This window comes from Oleiphilus sp. HI0132 (assembly GCF_001635845.1).
In genome coordinates this window covers 1-954 of sequence record NZ_LWGJ01000675.1, presented here as the reverse complement: position 1 = coordinate 954, position 954 = coordinate 1, and the positions used below count along the sequence as shown (strand labels likewise).

The 954-nt window shown below is 41.3% G+C and carries 1 protein-coding gene; it reads right to left on the bottom strand.

The features are described 5' to 3' along the window. Positions 1-871, bottom strand: an 871-nt coding sequence (locus A3766_RS08140) for a hypothetical protein (RefSeq protein WP_197479433.1), incomplete at its 3' end; no start/stop codon positions are given. Between the last annotated feature and the right edge of the window lie 83 nt (positions 872-954).

Here is a 954-nt window from a genome sequence, read left to right as displayed (position 1 = left end):
TACGCCGTATCAGCGTTTCTTGAGATTGATGCTCTAGATAAATATCGGCCTGCATATCCAAAGCCTCTATTTTTGCATCGGTTCCTTGTAGAAGCGCAAAAATATTATCTTTAATCTGACCATACTTCTCGGGATCATCAAGTGGCATATTTTTAATGAGAATCGACACACGGTTGTAATTGATCACAGTACGGTTGCCAAAATCATAAAAGCGACCGGCATCTTTCAACTCACTTAACAAGCGAGACTCCATTGTTCGTTCCATGCCGTTTGCTTCCATGTTTTTAACCTTGTATTTACCTCGCATTTGCAGGCTACAACTAATCCCATAGTGATTAAGGCTTTGGAACAATAACTGACCTAGCTGATCAAAGTTCTGACATTGATAGCTGTCCAGTAAAAACTGGATATTGGCACCCAGATCTCCGGTGCTAGCCATAGCCGCCATTGCAACATCTGAAGCGGCTCTAAGTTGGTCTTTAAGCTGTTTGTTAGCAATCGCATTGAAAATTGTGCTCTGAATACGTGTCACCATGTCATCATGACTAAGCTCTGTGGACATACAATCATCAGCACCTAGCTCACACGCTAGAAGTCGCTGATCAAGCTCCATATTGCGGCTAAGCACAATAACCGACATAGACTCAAGTTCTAGTGGGCATTCGCTCTTAATTTTGTCTAAAAAAGCTAAATGGGAGTTATTGCCGGGCATATCATCTATCAAAAGCAATTGATTATCGCTATATGCAGCGTGTGTCAATAAGCTTTCATAGGTCTGGCAATGCGTTAACTTGAAGTCTAACTGAAGGGAACGAATTGAATCACTGATAGTTGATGTATTGTATACAATGACGCCATACTTTTTTGACACGGTTGTCTCCTATATCCGAGGCACTAGTTACCTAAAAAATACAACTTACTGCTCCAATTCACGCCTTACGTCAAATCCCTTTC